Consider the following 17,680-nt stretch of genomic DNA (forward strand, 5'->3'; position numbering starts at 1 on the left):
ACATTCGGACACGACCTCAGCGGCGAAGCGCTAGAGCTCGTGTCCGAATGTCGGCACTGACACCAAGAAGTTGATGGTGGCGTCGACGGTGGGTTGGAGCCATGGGTCGAATAGCCAGAACGAGTGGGGAGTGTCGGGGAGGATCAGTTTGTCGGTCTTTACGCCTGCTTGCGACATCTTGGCCATCATCTCGTCGCGGCCGGCGCTGAAGCGGGGTTGGGCGCTGCCGATGAACAGGATCGGTGGCATGCCGGCCTTGACGTAGTTGATCGGCGAGGCTTCGCGCCACAGTGCACTCTTTTCGGCGTAGCGGCCGCCGAACCAGGCGCCGGCGGCGGAGGGATTTTTCTTCGGATCGTCTTCGTATTTCAGCGCCAGTTCGGAGGTGAAGTCGGACAGGCCATCGATGTTGATGATCGCCTGTACGTCTCCGGTCACGCCGGCCAGGCTGGCGATCTGGCCTCCGGCCGAGCCGCCCGCCAAGGCGATGCGCGCGGGATCGAGCTGGTACCGGTCGGCGTGCTCGCGCACCCAGCGCACCGCCGCCTGCACGTCCTGGATCGCGGCCGGGTATGGCGCTTCGCCCGATAATCGATAGCTCACCGTCACCGCCGCATAGCCGCGCCGCGCCAGCCGCACCGCCATCGGCGCGAACTCGGAACGGAATCCCGAACGCCAGCCGCCGCCGTGCACCAGCACCACCACCGGCATCCGCAGCCCCGCCGGCAAGTACATGTCCAGCTTCAGACAACGCGATCCATACTGAACATACGTCTGGTCGGCGACCTTGCGCACGCCCTCCGGCAGTTCGGCGCCGGCGATGCGGATGAACGGATAGTCGCGCGCCAGCTTGTCGTAGGTGTGCTGCGCGTCGTAAGTGTTGGTTGGGTCGGCCGGCGGGTCGACGCAATCGGCGGCTTGCGCCGCGCCGTGCAGGACCAGCATCACCGCCGCAAAGAATAGTCGCATCGAAACCTCGTCATCAAAATCCGAGTATCGCATAAAAAAAACCCCTCGGCCCGTGAGGGCGCGAGGGGTTGGAAGACCACAGACAACACTGGTACTACATAAAACTCTTTGCTTAGAACGTCTTGCCGACGTTGATGCCGAAGGTTCGCGGCGGCAGGTACTGCGCCTGCCACGGGCCGTTGGCGTTCAACGCGCTGGTCTTGATCTTCGCGTCTTCCGCATTGCGGACGAAGGCGTCGAAGTACCACTTCGAGTTCGAGTCGAAGCGCAGACCCAGGTCGGTGCGGGTGTAAGCCTTCTGACGGTCGCCGTCGCCCAGGTTGAACACGCTCAGCCAGCTGGCGGTTTCATAGTGGGCGCTGATGCGCGGGATCAGCGTGCCGCTCTCCAGCGCGAAGCTGTGCTGGTACATCACTTGCGCGCTGAATTTCGGCGAGTGCGGCATGTCGTTGCCGGTCACGTCGAGGCAGGTCGCGATTTCCTTGATCGGGCAGACAGGCAGCTGATAGTCGTTGCTGCCGCCGATCAGTTTCTTCAGCGTGGCGTTGGTGTACGCGGCGGTGAACTGCACGCGGTCGATCGGCGTGATCTTGGCGGCGATCTCGGTTTCCAGACCCCAGACCTTGGCGCCTTCCGCATTGTTGGTGGCCAGGCCACGGCTGCCGTCGGGATTGGTCACCGGTGCGCTGAACTGGAAGCCCTTGAACTTCTCGTAGTAAGCCGCGTTGTTTACACGCAGCGCGCCGCCCAGGAAGGTGCTCTTCGAACCGACTTCGAAGTTGGTCAGCGACTCGGAACCGTATGGACGGCCGCCGTCCTGCAGACCGCCCGACTTGTAGCCGGTCGATACGCTGGCGAACACCATATTGCTCTTGTCGATGTCGTAGCTGACGCGCGCCAGACCGGTCAGCTTGTGGTCCTTGAACTCGCCGTCGTTACGCTGGTAGGTCGTGAAGCCCGACGAAGGCGCCAGCGGATTCACCGATGGGTTCAACGGCACCTGCGGCACGTTGCTGTCGCTGAAGCTGTTGTTGGTGCCGCCTTCGTTGGTGCGCTTGTCCGAGGTGTAGCGCGCGCCCAGCGTCAGGTGCAGCGCGTCCGACGCGTTCCACGTGGTCTGGCCGAAGACCGCTTTCGAATCGACGGTTTCCTTCGGCTGGATGAAAGAACCCTGCCAGCTGACGGTGCCCTGCTCGGTGCCGTTCATGATCGGGATGTCGAAGCGGATGCCGTTGTCTTCGTTCGCGTAGTACAGGCCGAGCAGCCAGTCCACATCGCGCTTGCCGGTCGACTGGATTTCCAGTTCGTGGCTGTAGTTCTTGTACTTGGACCAGACGGTGTTGTTCGCCTGGAAGCCGCCACCGCCGGTGGTGCTGGTGGTGAAACTGGTGGCCGGATTGGCGCCGCCGTCCTGGTCGTAGGTCGACGAGCCGTTGAAGCGCGAGTAACCGGCGATGTAGGCCAGGCTGATGTCTTTGTTGATCTCGTAGTCGACGCGGCTGCGCACCGAGTTCGCATCGCGGTTGACGTTCGGCGCGGTGTCGATCAGCGCCGACCAGAAGTCCTGGCCCGGACGCGCGACCTGCAGCAGGTTGGCGCTCGGCGTGCCGCGATCCATGTAGTGCTCGTACGCGATGTTCCACTTCAGGCCCGGCACCACGTTCCACAGGAAGCTCAGGCGCGCCGCGCTCTGGTCCTGGGCGCTGTACTTCTGGCCGTTGCGCACGTACAGGTTCGGGTTCAAGGCCTGGAAGCCGATCGGGTTGCCCGGATGCGCGGCGTTCCATGCGGCGATGACCGGATCGGCCGCCGCGTGCTGCTGCGCCAGCGTCGGGATGTTCGGCGCCTGGTAGTCGACATAGCCGTCGTGCTGTTCGTGCACCACCGCGACGCGCATCGCCATGGTGTCGTTGATCGGGATGTTGACCGCGCCGCGCGCGCCGAGGCGGGCGTAGTTGCCGTAGCCGAGTTCGAAGTTGCCGGCGCTGCTGCCGATTTCAGGCTTCACGGTCTGCATGTTGACCGCGCCCACGGTCGAATTGCGGCCCCACAGCGTGCCTTGCGGGCCGCGCAGGACTTCGATCGCTTCCAGGTCGAACAGCAGCGCGGTCGCGCCTTCCGGACGCGGCGAGTAGATGCCGTCGACGAAGGTGGCCACTTCAGGATCCGCGTATTCGGTCTTGGCGCTGTCGTTGCCGATGCCGCGCATGGTCATGGTGATCACGCCGTGGTCGCCCTGGCCGGTGGCCGAGAAGCCCGGCACCAGATTGACGACGTCCTGGATGGTCTGGACGTGGTTGTCGTCCAATGCGGCGGCGTTCAGCGCGGTCACGGCGACCGGGGTCTTTTGCAACGACGTGGTGCGCTTGGTGGCGGTGACGTACACCTCGGTGATCTTGCCGCTGTCGGCGGCGGCTGCCTGCTCGGCGGCCGGCGCGACCTGCGCGGAGGCGACATTGGTCCCGGCGACCAGGGCGAGGATGGCGATTTGGATGGGGGATAGCATACGCTTCCCGGACTGCGGTACGTGGACGTTCATAAGTCTCCTTTGCATAGCGATCGCCGAGGGGGTGGGGCGGTGCTATATTTATCGTGGAAAACGATTTCATCTTATGTGAAAACGTTTTCAAATCTGATGAAATCGTTTTCTGTATTTGTGAAATCGATTTCATGGTACATAATTCATATCACCGGTGTCAATTTAAAAATTGTAGCGGCGTTACAACCTCGGCTCCGGATAGGAGCCGCAGAGGCGCGCATGCTACTTCACAGAGACGAAACGCGCAATGAAAACGTTACCAAAAACAGCCGTGAAGAATGTGCTGATCGTCGGCGGCGGCACCGCCGGCTGGCTTACCGCCGCTTTTCTGGCCAAAACCATGGGTGTCGGCGCGGACGCCGACAGCGTCCGCATCACCCTGGTCGAATCGAAGGAGATCGGCATCATCGGCGTCGGCGAGGGCACGTTCCCGTCGATCCGGGGCACGCTGGCCGCGATCGGCATCGACGAGGCGCGCTTCATCCGCGAATGCAACGCCACCTTCAAGCAGGGCATCCGCTTCAACCACTGGGTGCGCGAACCGGGCGCGCCGGGCAACGACCACTACTTCCATCCTTTCAGCCTGCCGAGCCAGCGCCCCGGCGGCCCGGAACTGCTGCCCTATTGGCTGCAGGGCGCGGCCGCGCCGGGGCTGGGCTTCGCCGCCGCCGCGACCATGCAGAAGCGCGTCGCCGACGCCTCGCACGCGCCCAAGCGCCCCGCCGACGCCGATTTCATGGGACCGCTGAACTACGCCTACCACTTCGACGCCGGCAAGTTCGCCGCCCTGCTCTCGACCCACGCGCAATCGCTGGGCGTGAAGCATGTGCAGGCCACGGTGGAGCGGGTGGAACTGGACCAGCAAGGCGCGATCGGCGCGGTGCACACCAGGGAGGCAGGCGTGCTGACGGCCGACCTGTACATCGACTGCACCGGCTTCCGCGCCGCGCTGATCGGCGAGGCGCTGGGTACGCCGTTCCGCAACATCAACGATGTGCTGTTCGTCGACCGCGCGCTGGCGATGCAGGTGCCCTACGACCGGCCGGACGCGCCGATCCCGTCGTACACGATTTCGACCGCGCACGAAGCGGGATGGACCTGGGACATCGGCCTGCACCAGCGGCGCGGCATCGGCTATGTCTATTCCAGCCGCCACACCGACGACAACCGCGCCGAGGAAGTGCTGCGCCAGTACATCGGCCCGGCCGCCGACGACCTCAGTCCGCGCCAGCTGAAGCTCAACGTCGGCTATCGCGATCTGCACTGGGTGAACAACTGCGTGGCGGTGGGCTTGTCGGGCGGCTTCCTGGAACCGCTGGAATCGTCCGGCATCGGCCTGATCGAAACGGCGGCCTACCTGGTCAGCTACCTGTTCCCGCACGACGGCGACATGGAGCCGGTGGCCAAGGTGTTCAACCAGATGATGAAGTCGCGCTACGAGCGCATCGTCGATTTCGTCAAGCTGCACTACTGCCTCACGCAACGCACCGACAACCAGTTCTGGATCGATAACACGCTCGACGCCAGCATTCCCGAGTCGCTGCGCGACAAGCTGGCGATGTGGCGCACGCGCGCGCCGCACCGCATGGACTTCGTGGTGGACCTGGAGATGTATCCGCCGTCAAGCTGGCAGTATGTGTTGTACGGGATGGAGTATCCGACCAAACAGTACGCCAACGGCCGCACCCTGCCGCGATTCGACGAGGCGCGCAAGGAGTTCCAGATGATCGAGCAGATGTCGCAGCGCGCGCTGGCGGATTTGCCGACGCACCGTGCGATGATCGAGCACTTCCTTCAACGCGGCGAACGCAAGACCGCTTAAGCCTTTTTGCTCGCCGCGCCCAGTTTGGCGCTGGCGGCGATCAGCAGCATGGCGCAACCGAGTCCGCCGAAAGCCAGCTTCAGGCTGGCCGCATGCGCGATGAAGCCGATCGCCGCCGGACCGGCCAGGATGCCGGCGTAACCCAGCGTGGTGATGGCGCCGATGGCCAGGCTGGCCGGCATCGCGCTCTGGTTGCCGGCGGCGGTGAACAGGATAGGCACGATGTTCGACGCGCCCAGTCCGATCAGCACAAAGCCCACCAGCGCCAGCGGCGCGGAAGGCGCCAGCACCGCGCCGAAGAAGCCGCAGGCGCCGCACAAACCACCCAACAACAGCACGCGCTTGCCGCCAAGCTTGCGCACCACGCGGTCGCCGGTCAGGCGACCCGCCGTCATCGCGATCGCAAACGCCGCGTAACCAAGGCCGGCGCGGTTCGCGTCCAGGCCCTGCTCCGCCGTCAGCAGCAAGGCGCTCCAGTCGAGGATCGCGCCTTCGGCCAGGAAGCTCAGGAAGCACAGCACGCCGATGAAGATCACCGCGCCGTGCGGCACCACGAACAGCGGCGCGTCGCGTTCCGCCACATCGGGCTCGCGCAGCAGATGCGGCGCGCAGAACGCCAGCGACAACGCCACCAGCACCGACACCACGGCGGCCGACGCGGTCGGCGTCATGCCGCCCCAAAGCATCAGCGCCATCAGGCCGGCGCCGGTAAAACCGCCGACGCTGAACAAGCCGTGGAAACCCGACATCAGCGAACCGCCGCTCTCGCGCTCGACGATCACCGCCTGCACGTTCATCGACACGTCCAGCGTACCGATCGCCGCGCCGACCGCGAACAAGGTCGCGCCCAGCAGCGCAGGGGTAGGCGCGTAGGCCAGTCCGGGCAGCAGCAAACAAGTAAAGGCGCCCGAGATCAGCACCACCAGCCGGCAGCCATAACGCGACGTCAGCAGACCGGTGACGGGCATCGCCATCAGCGAACCGGCGCCGAGGCACAACAGCAGCAGGCCCAGCTCCGCCTCGCTCATGCCCAGCCGCGCCTTGGCGAACGGTACCAGCGGCGCCCAGGCCGACATGGCCAGGCCGGCGGCCAAAAAAGCGAGACGCGTGGACAAGCGCTGTTTGGGGCCGACGATATTCATGGGAGAGAACGTTCTGTGGAAGAGGCCACAGTATAGACAAATAATCCGCGCAAAGCGGCGGCTATGTTTGAGGCCTAACATACCGTGGGCGTCCCACGGCGCATGATGGGCTGCGCTACTAAACCAAATATAAGGAATCATCATGCAAAACCAACCGTTATACGCCGGCGTCACCAACGCCGGTCTGGAGGCAGGCGACGGCTACGCATCCGGCGTCTCGTGGGGCGCAGTCATCGCCGGCGCTGCGGCGGCCGCGGCGCTGTCGTTCATCCTGCTGATCCTCGGCATGGGCCTCGGCCTGTCGTCGGTCTCGCCATACCAATACAACGACACCCCGCTGACCGGCGCCGCGATCGGCTGGATCGCCTTCGTGCAGCTGGCCGCATCGGGCATCGGCGGCTATATGGCCGGCCGCCTGCGCGTCAAATGGTCGTCGGTGCACGGTGACGAAGTCCACTTCCGCGACACCGCACACGGCCTGCTGGCCTGGGCGGTCGCGACGCTGATCACCGTCGCGGTGCTGGCCGGCGGCGCGCGCGCTGTGCTGAGCGGCGCCATCGACACCGGCGCCGCAGTGGCTCCTGTAGCCGCCGCCGGCGCTGCGGGCATGGCCAACGGCGCGAGCCGTGGCAATAGCTACTTCGCCGACATGCTGCTGCGTTCCCCTAATGGCGACGCCGCCACCGAAGCGCAGCGCAGCGAAATCAATCGCCTGCTGATCACCGATCTGGCCGCCGGCAAGATCAACGCCGACGACCGCACCTATCTGGCGCAGATGGTCGCCAAGCGTACCGGCCTGGTGCAAGCCGATGCCGAACAGCGCGTCGACCTGATCTACGCACAAGCCACGCAAGCGGCCACCGAAGCCAAAGCCAAGGCGATGGCTGCCGCCGAGCAGGCACGCAAGGTCGCCGCCCACTCGGCGCTGTGGATGTTCGTCGCCCTGCTGCTGGGCGCCTTCGTCGCCTCCGTGACCGCCACCATCGGCGGCCGTAACCGCGACCACGCACGCGTCATCGTGCGTTCGACCATCTAATCCAAGGAGAACACCATGCGCTCTATCCTCTTACTGCTGATCGGCATTCCGCTTCCCATCGTGATCCTGATCGCGCTGTTCGTGCACTAATCAAAAGCCGTCGACATCGATGACGGCTTGGGCGAACGCCTGCGGCGCTTCCTGCGGCAGGTTGTGGCCCACGCCCTTGATGACGCGGTGCGTGCGCTTGCCGGAGAACTTGGCGGCATAAGCCTTGCCGTCGGTCGCCGGCGCCACGCCGTCACTGTCGCCGTCCAGCGTGATCGTCGGAACGCCGATCACCGGGCCGGCGGCCAGTGTCTTTTCCAGCGCATCGTATTTGGCATCGCCTTCGACGATGCTCAGGCGCCAGCGGTAGTTGTGGATCACGATGGCGATGTAGTCCGGGTTGTCCCACGACGCCGCGCTGCGCTCGAAGGTCGCCTGGTCGAAATTCCACTGCGGTGAATTCGCCGTCCATATCAGCTTGCCGAACTCGCGGCGGTTGGCCTGGTAGCCGGCCTGGCCACGCTCGGTCGCGAAGTAGAATTGATACCACCAGCCGTGTTCCTGCTTCGGCGACAGCGGCAGCTTGTTGCGCTCGCGGTTGTTGATCAGATAGCCGTTCACCGACACCATCGCCTTGCAGCGCTCCGGCCACAAGGCCGCGATGATATTCGCCGTGCGCGCGCCCCAATCGTATCCCGCCAAAATCGCCTTCTCTATTTTCAGCGCATCCATCAGCGCGATGATGTCCAACGCCACCGCCGCCTGCTGGCCGTTGCGCAGCGTGCTGACGGACAGGAAGCGGGTCGTGCCGTGGCCGCGCAGATGCGGCACGATCACGCGATAGCCCTGCGCCGCCAGGATCGGCGCAACGTCGGCGAAGCTGTGGATGTCGTACGGCCAGCCGTGCAGCAGCAGCACCGGCTTGCCGTTCGCCGGTCCGGCCTCGTAATAACCCACGTCCAGTTCACCGGCGCGGATTTGCTTGATCGGCGCCAGCGGCTGCGCTCCCGAAGCGGCTTGCGCCAGCTTCATGAACGGCAGTTCGGTGGCGGCCAGGCCGGCGGCGGCGAAAGCGCCGGCCAGCAGATTGCGTCGGGTGATGTTCATGCATCCTCCAGGATGGTGGAAAGGCTGGCGCCGTCGTTGACGCCGGCGTCGAGCGAATAGGGATCGACGCCTTCGAGGCAGCCGATGTTGGCGCGCCACAGCAGCGGATCCTTGCGCGTCTGGTGGAACGGGTAGATGCCGCAATGCTTGCAGAAGTAATGCTTCGCCACGCGGGTGTTGAACTGATACAGGGTCAGCGCATCCTCGCCCTGCACGATCGTCAGCTGGTCGGCCGCGAAGGCCGGCGTCATCAGGGCGCCCTTGCGGCGGCACAGGCTGCAGTTGCAGCGCGCGGCCGGCGTCAGCGCGGTGCGCACTTCGAATTGCACCGCGCCGCAATGGCAGGCGCCCTTCAGGATATCGGCGTCGGATGGGCCGGCGTGGGGAACTGTGCTCATGGTCATGCTCCTGTCGGGTTGATTATTTATCGCATACGCTTTCAGCGCATACGATGCATATTACCTGAAAATTTTGTGGTGTCAAGCAAATCACGATTAAATCGGATCCGATGTATAATCGGATCATCGACAACCGAGGTGACCTATGACGACCAAACCCCCCGTACCGCAACTGGCCGACTTCCTGTGTTTCGCGGTCTATTCCGCCAATCTGGCGTTCGGCAAGGCGTACAAGCCCATCCTGGACCAGTTGGGCCTGACATACACGCAGTACATCGCCATCATCGCACTGTGGGAAGAGGACCACCAGACCGTGAGCGGCCTGGGCGAGAAGTTGTTCCTGGAATCGAACACGCTGACGCCGATCCTGAAAAAGCTGGAAGCGATGGGCTACGTCAACCGCGCGCGCGACGCCGCCGACGAGCGCCAGGTGCGGGTCGGCCTGACGCCGGCCGGCCGCGCGCTGCGCGAAAGCGCCTTCAACATGAGTCTGCGCGACGCGACCGGCCTGACGCCGGAGGAATTCCCGGTGGTGCAAAAAGCCGTGGTCAAGCTGCGCAACAACCTGATCAAGGCGACGGCGGGCAAGGGCTGAGGGAACCATGTGCATCAACTTCCGCCCGCCTGACCCCGCGATGCTTGAAGCCGTGATGGGCGTGATCATCGACCTGAACGACGGCGGCTTCTGGGAGGATGACACCTTCAAGGACCGCCTTGCGCCGATCGTACGGCGCGGCGCCGACGGCCAGCGTGAAGGCCTGCTGGCCAGCTATGGCGCCGTGCCTCAGAAGCGCATCCCGCCCGGCGTGAAGAAGTTCGACACGATGAACGCCCGCAGCGAAACGGTCGGGGAAAAACGCTCCTATGCGCGGCCGTGGCAACAACAGCAGCTGTGCCTGGTGCCGATGATCAGCTTCGACGAGCCCTGCTACGAAACCGGCAAGGCCGAATGGTGGCGCATCGCCATGGCGGACAAGGCGATGTTCGCGGTGGCCGGCCTGTGGCGCGAATGGGACGGCGAGCACGGTCCCGAAGCGTCGTTCACGCAGCTGACGATCAACGCCGACGACCATCCGTTGATGGGCCGCTTCCACAAGCCGGGCGACGAGAAGCGCACCTTGGTGATCGTGCCCCAGGACGAATGGGAAGACTGGCTGGACTGCAAGGATCCGGAATACGCCCGAGGCTTCCTGCGCCGCTACCCCGCCGAGCTGATGACGTCATGGCCATCGCCCCGCACCCCGCGCGCGAAAAAGCCGAAGCCGGAAACCGCGCCGGCGCCGCCGCAAGCGGTCAATCTGGATTTTGGTTTTTGACGACGCGGCGGACTACGTCCTCATGCCTTGTCATCGAGGCGATACGCTGAAAAAAACTCCTCCGACGCCACGTAATCCGCGATCGCCCGCAAGGCTGCCGCCGCCTCTTGCCCAAGCACCTGCTCGACGCGCTGATTGGCCGCGGACCAATGGGCGATCGCCTCGCCCAAGCGCTCGACACCCACGGTAGTCAACGACGCGCGCTTGGTTCGCTTATCCTGGTCATCCGCGTGCAGCACGATCAGGCCGTCGCGAACCAATGGCCTGAGCGCATGGGTAATCGCGGAAATCTGGATCGCCAGCTGGGCCGCCAGGTCCTGCAGCGTCGGCGCCCGCCCCTCGTTGGCCGCCGCTATCCGTTGTATCTCCGCCAACAAACTGACCTGAGTGGCCCTCAATCCGACGGGCTCAAGCGCATCGTCATACAGATTTCCCATGCGCCGCGCCGCCCGCCGCAGGGAGGTATTGGTGCATGCGGGCAGGTCCAGGACGTTCGCCGCGTCGCCGCCGTCCGGTCTCGATTTGCTTTGAATCTTTTTCATAACCGTAATAATGGTTGAGTACAGAACTATTGACAAGCCCTATGCCCATGAGGTTACACTTGAGCCCTCAATTAATTAAGTTGAGCACTCAATCTAATCCACAGGAGCACATAATGGCTGCATTCATGAAAACCGCCGTGGTAACCGGGGCGTCGTCAGGCATCGGCGCCGTTTATGCCGACCGCCTGGCCGCGCGCGGCTATGACCTTATCCTGATCGCTCGTCGCGCCGACCGGTTGACCGCCTTGGCCGACAGGCTGTCCACGCAATACGGTGTCGGCGTCAAGACTTTGGTCGCCGATTTGGAGAAGAGCGACGATGTCGCGAAGGTGGAGGACGTGCTGGCAAACGACGGCAGCATCAAGGTCCTGGTCAATAACGCCGGCCTGGCGCGACTGCGCACGATGGCCGATTCCAGCCGCGACGATACACGCGCGCAGATCGCCCTCAACATCACCGCCCTGACCCGCCTGACGGAAACCGTGTTGCCTGCGTTCGTGGCGCGCAACGAAGGCACCATCATCAACGTCGCGTCGGTGCTGGCGGTGAAATCGTGGGCGATGAGTTCTGTGTACAGCGGCACCAAAGCCTATGTGCTGATGTTCAGTCGCGGCATCCAGGACGAGCTGGCCAACGCCAAATCCAGCGTGCGCCTGCAAGTGGTGCTGCCGGCATCGACCGCGACAGAGATCTGGACCGAAGGCGTGTCGGGCATCCCACTGTCGGCCTTGGGTCAGGACACCATCATGAGCGCCGAGGATTGCGTCGACGCCGCGCTGGCCGGCCTGGACAAAGGCGAACTGGTCACGATGCCGTCGGTGGAAGATGACAAGCTGCTGAGCGCCTACGACACCGCACGCGAAGCACTGTTCACAGCAACGCAGACCGGCACGCCAGCGTCGCGCTATCGCAAGACGTAACGCTCATCGACCGGCGCTCAATGAGCGCCGCTGTGCGGTCGCGTCAACACAAACAACCGGGAGCGACGTCGAAATTTGACCAATATCAAGGAAATGCCGCGTAGACAGAATGTCGTTTCGAAACTCAGTACACTCAGTACACTCTTTGATAGTTCCTCAACCCAAGATTGGACGAGCCATGAATACTCAAGTTTCCTCCGACACGACGTATGAACCGAACGGTCTTCTGGACTCGTTAAAAACGATACTGGGATTGAAGAACGACGCGGAATTATCCCGCGCGCTTGAAGTGGCGCCGCCGATGATCAGTAAGATTCGCCACCGCCGCCTGCCAATCAGCGGCGCGCTGCTGATTCGCATCCACGAAGTCAGCGACCTGAGCGTCAGCGACCTGCAGGGCATGATGGGAGATCGTCGCGCCAAATACCGTTTCTCTTCGTCCAAAGGCAAGCCGAAAGTCTGAACGACAAAAGCTATGGATCCGTTCTTAGACCGATCCCCAAGTCTGCAAGCGCGCTGTACATTCAGCCTTAGGCAACCTGGCATTTGCGGTCAACATGGCGATGAGGCTGGCATGCGCTTGTCGAGGTGAAATCAGTCCAAGCTCGACAAGCTTATCGAGTAACCACAGGGCTCCATGCACCTGCAGGCCATCCTTCACCGCCTGCTTTCGCAGTTGGCCGTCGCCGGTCAACAGCGGATAGCCGGTTCGCTTCGCCAGATGATAACAAGAGACATCAGCTAACGAGCTGTTGTTATGCTCGGCCTTTAGATCTGTCAGTCCTACAATGGACTCTTCGTCCAATTCAACAATCTGCAATCCCCGAGCGATCAAATCTTCGTGATCAAAGTCGTTCAGTTCGCTCAGAACAAAGTCTGTACAGCACAATGAGAATGGCAACGCAAACATCACGTCAAGTAACCCAGCATGTCGAAAATCGATCCAGATATTCGTGTCGCTGATGTATATCGAATTCATCCGCGTACCAGCGCTCCATAGACCTTCGCGTCAAGCGCACTGATAGGTAACTGCAAGTACTCAGCAGCTCTGGATATGGTAAAGACTTCTTCCGCCAGGCCCCTGAAAACCAACGACTCAAATCGCATAGGACGTTCTGCCGCCAAAGCGCCTGGTTCGCTCTTCCGCCATCCATTCGCATTGATGGTCATCATGAGGGTTCTATATCCTCCCTCACTCAACAAGCCAAGATCTTTCATGCGGTACATCGCCACCTGCATTGAAACGCCATACAACGCTTTTGCATTCAGCAGTTCCTGCGGATGCACTCTTGAACGCTGGACATCCCCGAACTCTGCGCGAACCCGCGCAGCGGGAAATAAGAAGGCCCCTGCAAAGCGGTGGCAGCAGCGCTCTTTGGTCTTTTCATCCATAGACACTGGCAAATCCATTACCCAGTGGCCCAGTTCATGAGCGGCGGTAAAACGCATCCTCTCCCCTGGACGAGTTGCATTCAACGATATAAGCACATGCTGCTCGTCATTGGTAGCTGCGCACGACCCGTCAAAATCATCGGACACGTTCAGTAGCACAACCTTAAATCCATTGTTCTCCAGAAGATCAGTAAGATTGGCTATCGCATCTCCGCCTACCTTCCAATCCTGCCTCAACCTTTCCGCAGCCCTTTCTGCCTCCCCTACTGAAGTGACTTGAATAGATCGAGCGGCGGTGAGAACTACCTTAAGCGTAGCGGCGAAACAGTCCTCCAGGGAGATGTACCTCTCCAAGTGGTCGCGCATCTGCTCGCGCACTTGGTCCTGACGATATTGGGGCATTTTTGCCAACTTACGAAACTCTAAAGGCGCGAGAGCGAACGACTCTTGCCGGAAGAAGTATTCCGGCTTGACCTCAAGCGCCTTCGCCAGTTTCAAGATCCTCGCGGAGTTAGGAGCGCTCTGTCCGTTTTCAAACTTGCTCAGCGCTTGCTTACTAATGTCGCCCATCTTGGCGGCGACTTCTTCCAAACTGAGGCCCCGTGACACTCGTGCCCGGCGAATTCTCTCGTTAAGTTTTGCTTTTTCCATAGTTGACAAACTACGCAAATTGCGCTTCTTTGTCAACCAAAGTCAACCATGCGCAGCATGCGAAGACGAGCCGAAGAAACACGTTCAAGTTGACGGGCCTGGCAGCAATCAGCAAAGGAGGGAAAGGTGAGGCAATCTGGCAGGATCAGTCCGGCCAGCAAGACAACAAAGCCAAGGCGATTTTGTGGAGCAAGAAACGCCGGTAAAAAGCCGCCTTGCCCTATGGAGCGGGTGAAGGGAATCGAACCCTCGTCGTAAGCTTGGGAAGCTTCTGCTCTACCATTGAGCTACACCCGCGTGCATCGCATTTTACGCGGGTTTGTGCCCCGCTGACAATATTGTCTGACTAGTGATCCCCTTCTGGGTCCGACCACAGCGCCATGTACGGGTCGGAGCGGTTCAGCAGGTCTTTGTCCATGTCCGCCAGCCGTCCCTTCGACGGCTGCAGCGCATGCTGGTTGAAGCCGCTGTAGCCGAGGCCCAGGCGGCCGCCCGCCACCGAGTAGCCGGCGAACTCCATGATCGTCGGCATCAGGTCGAAGTGCAGCAGCTGTGTACGGTTAGGCGCCGGCGCGTCGTTGGAGATGAAGCTGTTGAAAATGGTCCGCTCGCGCAGTTGCGACAATTTCGGCGTCAGCGGATTGCGCCGCGACAGGTGGTCGCCGAGGATGACGATGTTGGTGTCTTCCAGATAGCCGTTGGCTTTCGCATACTGCACGAAGTCGGCCACCTCCAGCGCGGTACAGGTCAACACGCCTTCGAAGCCGACATACCCGCGCCGCGCGCAAGCCTGCGACAAGTGGCCTTCCGGCTCGTGCGTATCCACCGTCAGCAAGGTCAGGTTGAATTTCTGCCGCGTCGCCGACAGCTGGCGCAACTTGGTTTTGGCGCGACTGAACAAATCCCCGTCGTACAGGCCCCAGCCGTTCATATCGCCGGCCTTGGCGCCGCTCTTGAGCCACTCTTCGCGGCCGTACACTTCGTGATAATGATGCTGGCCGAGGAATTTGTCCTTGCCGGCGAAGCTGGTCGAGGCGCCGCCCATGAACACGTTGCGATAGCCGCGCGCCGCCAGCATGTCGGTCAGGCAGATGGCGTTCTTCAGGAAGGAGTTAAGCACCTGACCTTGGGTATTGCCGTCGAAGATGGTGACGCGCTTCAGCGGCACGCCGCACTGCGTCGCGACGATGGCGGCGATGGTCCAGCCGGTGCCGGGCACCTGTTCATAATCGGGAAACGTCGTTCCGTTCAAGCCGGTCAGCGGCGCCAGCAGATCTTGGCCGAAGGTGGCGCGCGCGCTGTAGCCCTGCTCCAGGCTTTCGACATAGATCAGCACCAGATTCTTGGGTTTTCGCGCTACCACAGAAATCGCTTCCGGTCGAATGTAGTTGGCGCCGAAATAATCCGGTCCGTAATCAGCGGTTACATATTTAAAGGCGGAGACATCACAGACCCAGAACATGGTCGCGCCAAACACCAGCAGTGGCGGGAACCAGCGATGCACGCGATAAAACGCCGCGTGACAGCAGCGCGGCGCCCTGACGATGATCCGTCGTATCCGCGATTCCAGATACAACGCCAGCGCCATCAACAGTATCGGCGCCAGCACGCACCAGCGGAGAAAACGCCGCGTCACGGCAGGGTCGACGCTATCCATCATCTCGACACCGAAATTGAGGTGGTAGGCGATCTGGTCGAGATCCGGCTGGCCGAACGACCGGTGTATCCAGTAGCTGAAACAAAGCAGGTAAATGGCCACCAGATAGAGGCTGCCGCGCAGCAGGCGAAGTCCAGACATTTTTTGGGTATGGAGAGGTTTTTTCATTTCTCCATCTTCGCCACCGCTGGTGTCTGCAACGTTGCGGGATCCCTGAATTTTGTATCCTAGTGTGTTGCCGTCCTTACACAGTTTTACTTTGCACGATTGTTGCATTCATGCAAAAACCATATCCTTGGGAAATTAGTTGATACTTAAATCTGTTACGATGCTGACATCTTCGTCAACGCCCAATCAGGATCGAACATGCGCAGCAGCAGCACCCCTCAAGCGGCCGGCCGCGAAACCGTCTTGGAAGACGGCAAGCCCATCGTCACCACCACCGACCTCAAGGGCCGCCTGACCTACGCCAATTCCACCTTCATCGAAGCCAGCGGCTACGCCGACCAGGAATTGAGCGGACGCGCGCAAACTTCGCTGTACCATCCCGACATGCCGGCCGAAGTCGACGCTGACATGCTTCGCACCCTGCTGTCGGGCGAACCGTGGCGCGGCCTGGTCAAGTACAGCCGCAACGACGGCGGATTCTTCTGGTGTATCGCCAACGCCACGCCGGTGATCGAGCGCGGCCAGACCACCGGCTACATGTCGGTATGCACCAAGCCCAAGCGCGAACAAATCCAGCAAGCCGAACAACTCTATCGCACCATCAAGGGCGGCAATCCGGACGGCGTGCGCATCGTGCGCGGCGCCGAGGCCGCGCGCGGCTGGCGTCGCCTGAGCAACGCGCTGCGCGACGTCACGCTGGCGCAGCGCCTGACCGTGTGCTTCGGCGGCCTCGCCCTGCTGGCGCTGTCGATGGCCAGCCACGCGGTGCTGCCCTACTCCGATACCGCGCTGCACGCGCAGGCGCTGTTGATGGTGCTGCTGGCCCTGTACGGCTGGCGCAATCTGCACCAGGCGGTGGTGGCGCCGATCCAGGCCAGCATCCAGGCCGCCCGCATCCTCGCCGGCGGCGACCTGACCACCCGCATGGCGGTCGATCGCCACGACGAACTGGGTCAGCTGCAAGCCTTCGTGCGCCAGTTGAACCTGAACCTGGCGTCGATCCTGGTCGACATCCGCGGCAACTTCGCACTGAGCCGCAGCACCACCACCATGGTGCGCGCGGCCAACGTCGACCTGTCGGCGCGCACCGAGGCGCAGGCGTCCAACCTGGAACAAACCTCGGCGCACATCGGCCTGATCACCGGCACCGTCAGCCAGACCGCCGACAACGCCAACACCGCCAGCGGCGTCGCCAGCGAGGCGACCGCCCTGGCCGAACGCACCGGCGTGGCGGTGGCGCAGGTGGTGGCGGCGATGAACGACATCAGCAGCTCGTCGCGCCAGATCGTCGACATCATCAGCCTGATCGACGGCATCGCCTTCCAGACCAACATCCTGTCGCTCAACGCGGCGGTGGAGGCGGCGCGCGCCGGCGAGAGCGGACGCGGCTTCGCCGTGGTCGCCAGCGAGGTGCGCAACCTGGCCCAGCGCAGCGCGGCCGCCGCCAAGGACATCAAGACCCTGATCGACGCGTCGGCCGGCAAGATCCAGGTCGGCGCCGGCATGGCCAGCGCGGCCGGACAGGATATGGATGCGGTGATCGAGGCGATCGGCCGGGTCGCCGTCATCATGGGTGAAATCAGCGACTCGACCCGCGAGCAAAGCAGCGGCGTCAACCAGGTCAAGGACGCGATCATGGAGCTGGACGAGGTGACCCGCCAGAACGCGCAGATGGTCGAGGAAGCATCGGCCGCGACCGGCGTGCTGGATTTGCAGGCGCAGGCGGTGAGCAAGGCGTTGGAAGTGTTCAAGCTGCCGCCGCAGACGGGTGCGAAGGACAAGGCCAGCGTGGCGGTGATGGCGCCGCGTCAGGCACGGCAGTCACGCGCCATGGCGCCGCTGGCGCGCAGGGCGTAAAACTAGGTTCGGGGGGGAGATGGTGCGGCTGGCGGGGATCGAACCCACAACCCTTGGCTTCGGAGGCCAATACTCTATCCATTGAGCTACAGCCGCACGGTCGCAGGCATTATAAGCTCCCGCTCCGTCCTTAGAAAGGGTTTTCGCGCCATTTACAATCAAGCAATTCCCAAAGC

General features: G+C 62.5%; 16 protein-coding genes and 2 tRNA genes. 7 read left to right on the forward strand and 11 right to left on the reverse strand.

What is annotated here, in order from left to right; genetic code table 11:
- Positions 1-30: 30 nt before the first annotated feature.
- Positions 31-969 (reverse strand): alpha/beta hydrolase, encoded by a 939-nt coding sequence (locus tag GW587_RS22010; RefSeq protein ID WP_166106747.1) that lies wholly within the window; start codon positions 967-969, stop codon positions 31-33.
- Positions 970-1,081: 112 nt separating this feature from the next.
- Entirely contained in the window at positions 1,082-3,475 is a 2,394-nt protein-coding gene (locus tag GW587_RS22015; protein WP_229259587.1) for a TonB-dependent receptor, read from the reverse strand.
- Positions 3,476-3,755: 280 nt separating this feature from the next.
- Between GW587_RS22015 and GW587_RS22020 the strand changes: the two genes are divergently transcribed.
- A complete protein-coding gene (locus GW587_RS22020; RefSeq protein ID WP_166106749.1) occupies positions 3,756-5,330 on the forward strand; it encodes a tryptophan halogenase family protein in 1,575 nt (524 codons plus the stop codon).
- Here the strand turns inward: GW587_RS22020 and GW587_RS22025 are convergent.
- On the reverse strand, positions 5,327-6,472 hold the full coding sequence (locus GW587_RS22025; protein WP_166106750.1) for an MFS transporter: 1,146 nt from the start codon (positions 6,470-6,472) through the stop codon (positions 5,327-5,329). The genes GW587_RS22020 and GW587_RS22025 overlap by 4 nt on opposite strands.
- A gap of 142 nt (positions 6,473-6,614) precedes the next feature.
- Between GW587_RS22025 and GW587_RS22030 the strand changes: the two genes are divergently transcribed.
- On the forward strand, positions 6,615-7,508 hold the full coding sequence (locus tag GW587_RS22030) for a hypothetical protein (protein ID WP_166106751.1): 894 nt from the start codon (positions 6,615-6,617) through the stop codon (positions 7,506-7,508).
- Between the two features lie 90 nt (positions 7,509-7,598).
- Here the strand turns inward: GW587_RS22030 and GW587_RS22035 are convergent, their stop codons facing one another.
- Complete coding sequence (locus tag GW587_RS22035) at positions 7,599-8,603, reverse strand: alpha/beta fold hydrolase (RefSeq protein ID WP_166106752.1); 1,005 nt, start codon at positions 8,601-8,603, stop codon at positions 7,599-7,601.
- On the reverse strand, positions 8,600-9,001 hold the full coding sequence (locus GW587_RS22040) for a GFA family protein (protein WP_166106753.1): 402 nt from the start codon (positions 8,999-9,001) through the stop codon (positions 8,600-8,602). The genes GW587_RS22035 and GW587_RS22040 overlap by 4 nt, the downstream gene beginning before the upstream one ends.
- Positions 9,002-9,146: 145 nt before the next feature.
- Here GW587_RS22040 and GW587_RS22045 point away from each other — a divergent pair, with 145 nt between their 5' ends.
- Complete coding sequence (locus tag GW587_RS22045) at positions 9,147-9,596, forward strand: MarR family winged helix-turn-helix transcriptional regulator (protein ID WP_166106754.1); 450 nt, start codon at positions 9,147-9,149, stop codon at positions 9,594-9,596.
- Positions 9,597-9,603: 7 nt separating this feature from the next.
- Positions 9,604-10,317: an SOS response-associated peptidase gene (locus tag GW587_RS22050; RefSeq protein WP_166106755.1), complete on the forward strand. Its 714-nt coding sequence runs from the start codon at positions 9,604-9,606 to the stop codon at positions 10,315-10,317.
- A gap of 20 nt (positions 10,318-10,337) precedes the next feature.
- Here the strand turns inward: GW587_RS22050 and GW587_RS22055 are convergent, their stop codons facing one another.
- A complete protein-coding gene (locus GW587_RS22055; protein ID WP_166106756.1) occupies positions 10,338-10,859 on the reverse strand; it encodes a MarR family winged helix-turn-helix transcriptional regulator in 522 nt (173 codons plus the stop codon).
- 113 nt (positions 10,860-10,972) lie between these two features.
- Here GW587_RS22055 and GW587_RS22060 point away from each other — a divergent pair, with 113 nt between their 5' ends.
- Both GW587_RS22060 and GW587_RS22065 read left to right on the forward strand, forming a co-directional pair.
- Positions 10,973-11,779 carry an SDR family NAD(P)-dependent oxidoreductase gene (locus GW587_RS22060; RefSeq protein ID WP_166106757.1) on the forward strand — a complete coding sequence of 269 codons (807 nt, stop codon included), beginning with the start codon at positions 10,973-10,975 and terminating at the stop codon, positions 11,777-11,779.
- Positions 11,780-11,957: 178 nt separating this feature from the next.
- Positions 11,958-12,242 carry a bacteriophage CI repressor gene (locus GW587_RS22065; protein WP_166106758.1) on the forward strand — a complete coding sequence of 95 codons (285 nt, stop codon included), beginning with the start codon at positions 11,958-11,960 and terminating at the stop codon, positions 12,240-12,242.
- Positions 12,243-12,266: 24 nt separating this feature from the next.
- On the opposite strand, the gene GW587_RS22070 is transcribed toward GW587_RS22065, so the two are convergent.
- The 4 genes from GW587_RS22070 to GW587_RS22085 form a co-directional block, all read right to left on the reverse strand.
- Complete coding sequence (locus GW587_RS22070; RefSeq protein ID WP_166106759.1) at positions 12,267-12,758, reverse strand: PIN domain-containing protein; 492 nt, start codon at positions 12,756-12,758, stop codon at positions 12,267-12,269.
- Positions 12,755-13,822, reverse strand: a complete 1,068-nt coding sequence (locus tag GW587_RS22075; RefSeq protein ID WP_166106760.1) for a helix-turn-helix domain-containing protein — start codon at positions 13,820-13,822, stop codon at positions 12,755-12,757. Before GW587_RS22075 ends, GW587_RS22070 begins: the two co-directional genes overlap by 4 nt.
- Positions 13,823-14,045: 223 nt before the next feature.
- Positions 14,046-14,119, reverse strand: a tRNA-Gly gene (locus GW587_RS22080).
- A gap of 49 nt (positions 14,120-14,168) precedes the next feature.
- Complete coding sequence (locus tag GW587_RS22085) at positions 14,169-15,620, reverse strand: sulfatase-like hydrolase/transferase (protein WP_166106761.1); 1,452 nt, start codon at positions 15,618-15,620, stop codon at positions 14,169-14,171.
- 225 nt (positions 15,621-15,845) lie between these two features.
- Between GW587_RS22085 and GW587_RS22090 the strand changes: the two genes are divergently transcribed.
- Positions 15,846-17,504, forward strand: coding sequence for a methyl-accepting chemotaxis protein (locus tag GW587_RS22090; protein WP_166106762.1), 1,659 nt, complete (start codon positions 15,846-15,848; stop codon positions 17,502-17,504).
- A 20-nt stretch (positions 17,505-17,524) separates the two neighbouring features.
- Here the strand turns inward: GW587_RS22090 and GW587_RS22095 are convergent.
- Positions 17,525-17,600 (reverse strand) — tRNA-Arg (locus GW587_RS22095).
- Positions 17,601-17,680 lie beyond the last annotated feature (80 nt).

The sequence above is a fragment of the Duganella aceris genome, assembly GCF_011090165.1.
Taxonomy (GTDB): domain Bacteria; phylum Pseudomonadota; class Gammaproteobacteria; order Burkholderiales; family Burkholderiaceae_D; genus Rugamonas; species Rugamonas aceris.